General features: G+C 46.0%; 2 protein-coding genes. Both read left to right on the forward strand.

Features of this window, described 5'->3' with window-relative positions; genetic code table 11:
- A partial coding sequence (locus ACFIMW_RS08755; RefSeq protein WP_375608821.1) for a phage tail protein occupies positions 1-909 on the forward strand: 909 nt, incomplete at its 5' end.
- A gap of 1 nt (position 910) precedes the next feature.
- The coding region (locus ACFIMW_RS08760; protein WP_375667123.1) for a DUF4815 domain-containing protein at positions 911-4027 on the forward strand (3117 nt) is incomplete at its 3' end.

Here is a 4027-nt window from a genome sequence, read left to right on the forward strand (position 1 = left end):
TATGATTTGATTGACCAAGGACTTGCATGGCAACGCCTGCGCGGGTCTCTTGCGGCAATAGAGATGGGGTTGAGATGGTTAGAGCTTTCTGCGCATTTTAAGCCCGCATGGTCTGGGCGTGCATGGTGGAATTCCTTTCAACTTGATTTTGATCACTTGCCTGAACGAACACAGCTTGAAGCCATTGAAGCAATCGTGAGACTTTCCAAAAGTTTGCGCTCTGATTTTCGTCGTGGTGTTTATGGTTATGATGTTGGAGCTGTTGAATGCAATATGTCACACCTTGATGAGTGCATGCTGGACTTCGAGAGTGGCATCTGTCTTACAGCTGGGGGAACTTTGTTTTCCTTTGGACGCACAACAGAAATCAATCATACCCTCACAAAAGAAGAAGGCAAGCTTATTGGCAATTGGATGGATGACTTTGACGAGGAGTTAAGCTGGAACCAAATTGATTACCCTTGGGATTTGGCAAATTTTCCCTGGTGTTCGGTCAAAAAACATGAACGCGATATACTCATGGCAGAGTGGTTCCAAAATCGTCCCCTTTATTTGGCTTTAAGAGACGCAAACAACACTCTGATTGGGTATCGCCGATGCTATGCTGTAGCGCCTGTAGAGCAGGTTTTAGAGGGTGTTTACAACCATTGTGGCAACAAATTTAACCCTTCCCCAACCGGCACTCTGTTGTTTCTGGCAGCTCGCACAGACTTTCATGATGTTGCGGACAAACAAGCCACCTCTGTTTCCCTTCTCGTTCATGGCTCTCTTGCACAACAAACCCCTCCTGGCAAGCTTTGGCTTGAAGCTCATGAACTGCGTGGTGGTGTAGAAATTCTTAAAACACCTATCAATATTCCTTTGCGTGCTGATGTTCGCGAACAATTCAAAATTTTATTGAGGTTTTAACATGAAGCATGAAAGTGGTTTACCCTTTGCAATTGACAGATCGGTAGGCAAAGACGAACAACAAAGCGTGGTGTTTTATGGACAGCGCCCTTTTCTTCAAGCGGGTGAACTCAATGAGGTTCAAACCATCATCAGAGGGCGTCATGACCGTTTGGGGCGCCTTGTGGCTAAAGAAGGAGACCGTGTTGAACGCGCTGATGCTTTTGTGAATAAAGAGACGCAAACTGTCACATTAACAGAGGGCAAAATTTATATTGCAGGGGATATTTTTCCCGTTGCAAATGCTGTTCTCACCCATGTTTCTATGGTGGGTCGTATAGAAATTGGTGTAAAGCTACAAAAGAAATGGGTGACATATGAGGATGATCCAGAGCTGTTGGGGCAAGTTGCCGGCAGTTTGGCAGAAGGAGAGCCCGGAGCGGCACGCGAAGTCGCAAAACTTGTCTGGGCTCTCAAAGATGATGAGCAGCAAGGGGCTTTCTTTCCGGTCTATATCTTACAAGATGGCGTTTTGATTGATCAAAAATCGCCCTCACTCCTTGAACCGGCCATGCAAGCCATTGCGACGTACGACCGCGCCCATGGGCATTATATCGTGGGGGGATGCCGTGTAAGTGCATTGGGAGCAAATAACGGTTGCCAAGTGTTTAGCATTCAAGAGGGAGAAGCCAATATCAATGGTTTTAAACGCAAACGCTTAGCAGCTTTGCGCCATGAAGAGATGGAAGATTTTTCGACAAGCGTTGTTCCTAGCGAAACGCATATTTTTTCGCCCCCAAAAGGGAAAACAAGCTTTACCTTTAAACCCTATTATTTTCCTCTTGCTGATATTCAGTCTCTTTTGTTGACAAAAGAAAAAACCGTTACCGTCACCCGCGGTGCCGTTGCCGCAGGGCGTGATGGCGTGCCGGATAAAAGCATCACCGCGTTTATCAAAATTGTTCAAGGAACTAAAGAATTTAAAGAAGGAACGGATTTTAAAAAAACCGGAGACACCATTGATTGGGCACCGGTGGGAGACGAACCTTTAGCAGGGAGCAGCTATAAGGTGACTTATCGCTATCGTGCAAAAATCACGGCTGATAAGGTAACAGCGCAGGAAATTACAGTATCAGGGGGGGCGGAGGGTGGTGATATCATTGTCAGTTACACTTACAAACTCCCCCGCATTGACCGTATTGGTCTCAACACAGGGGGAAATGTCGTCTATATCAAAGGGATTTCTTCAGACCAACCCATGGCACCTAGTGTCCCTGATGAGGTGTTGTCGCTCGCAACCATTACCAACAATTGGCTTAGTACCCCCCTTGTGGTCAATGATGGCACCCGTGTTGCCCCCTATGATGAGATGTGGCGCTATTTTCAACGGGTGCTTTCCCTTGACCGGTTGATGCAGTTAGAGCGCATTAAAAGCAATGTAGACTCTAAAGAGCCTGTTGCCAAAAAAGGCATGTTTGCTGATCCTTTTCTCGATGATAGTTACAGAGATGAAGGCTTTCAACAAACGGGGGCTGTAGGCAATGGCATTTTGCAGCTTGCTATTGACCCAACATTCTATACTGCTCCTTTAAAAGCGCCTGTCACCCTTGACTGGACAAATGAAGTGATCATTGCGCAAGAATTGACAACGGCTTGCGAAAAGATCAACCCCTATCAAAATTTTGCACCCCTGCCTGGTACAGTAACCCTTGAACCCGCAACAGACTTTTGGCATGAACAACGCACCGATTGGCTCTCAAGCGTGACCAATCAAATCATTATGGGAAAACATCGCGGCAGTACCATACGTAGAACAGAAGTAAGCGATAATTTCATCAACACACACCAAGAACAAATCGACTTTTTAAGACAAATTACCCTTCACTTTAAAATTGAAGGTTTTGGCAGTAGCGAAATCTTGGAAAGTCTTACCTTTGATGGTGTGGATATTTTGCCAGCGAGCCGCCTTGTTGCCGATAGACAAGGCGTCCTTGAGGGCACTTTCACGATTCCACAAAATATTACCGCTGGTACAAAAAATGTCGTGGCACAGGGGAAAGGGGGCACCATTGCAACGGGACTTTTTACCGGACAAGGTCTGATTGATGTGAAAGTGATGCGGCGCACCACAACAGTGAAGATATGGACGCAATTTGACCCACAAGCGCAAGTCTTTACCCCCGATGAAACACGGCAAATCACTGGAATTGACTTTCATCTTTGTAAAATCGGCAATCAGAACCATGATCTGGTGATTGATTTGGTGACAACCGAAAACGGCTATCCTACCGCCGATATTCAAGCACAAAGCTTTTATTCTATGAAGGGCGCAAAGCTAGGTTGGGCTGGGGCACGCTATGATGTCCCCTTGTTAGTCCCTAATGATCGTCTCACTGCTTTTATCATTAAAACCGATGATGCTGATCATGCCATCTCACTAGCAAAGCTTGGAGATTTTGATGCAGAACACCAAAGATTTGTCTCAAGTCACCCTTACGTGACCGGTCCACGCTTTTCTTCTGTTAACGCACAAAGTTGGAGCGCCCATCAAGATGAGGCTTTAGCCTTTCGAGTGCTCGCTGCACGCTACACACAAACAGAAAAGATTGTCGATTTAGGCACCTTTGACCTTGTAGACTGCTCTGATTTGCAAATACGCGCAGCCATTGAGTTGCCTTCAAGTGAGTGTTCTGTCATCTTTGAAATTGAACGAAACAATGGCACAATTTATCAACTTCTTCCCTTTCAATTGCTCAGTCTTACTGAATATATCAGTGAAAAGGTCAAGCTTCGCGCTATTCTTAAAGGAACAGAGAAACTCTCACCGGTGTTATTTGCCCCTGTTCAGTTGATTGCGGGGAAGATCCATAAGGAAGCGACCTATGTCACGCGTGCTTTTGCCTTTGGCGAAAAGGCAAGGTTGACCAGCTATATCAAAACCTTTTTACCGGGTGGTGCAACCTTTTCACTGGAGATGCAACTAGATGATGGTGGTTTCACCCCTTTGAAACTTGACGAAACAGAACAACTCGCTGAACCACTTTGGACAGAACGAAAATTTGTGAGCAGTGACAAAACAGCCAAACAAGCGCGCTTGAAATTGACCCTTACCGGTGGACCTGCTGCGCGGTCCATGGTG

Origin of the sequence: Bartonella sp. AC329YNZD (assembly GCF_042196685.1) — a bacterium.
GTDB lineage: Bacteria > Pseudomonadota > Alphaproteobacteria > Rhizobiales > Rhizobiaceae > Bartonella.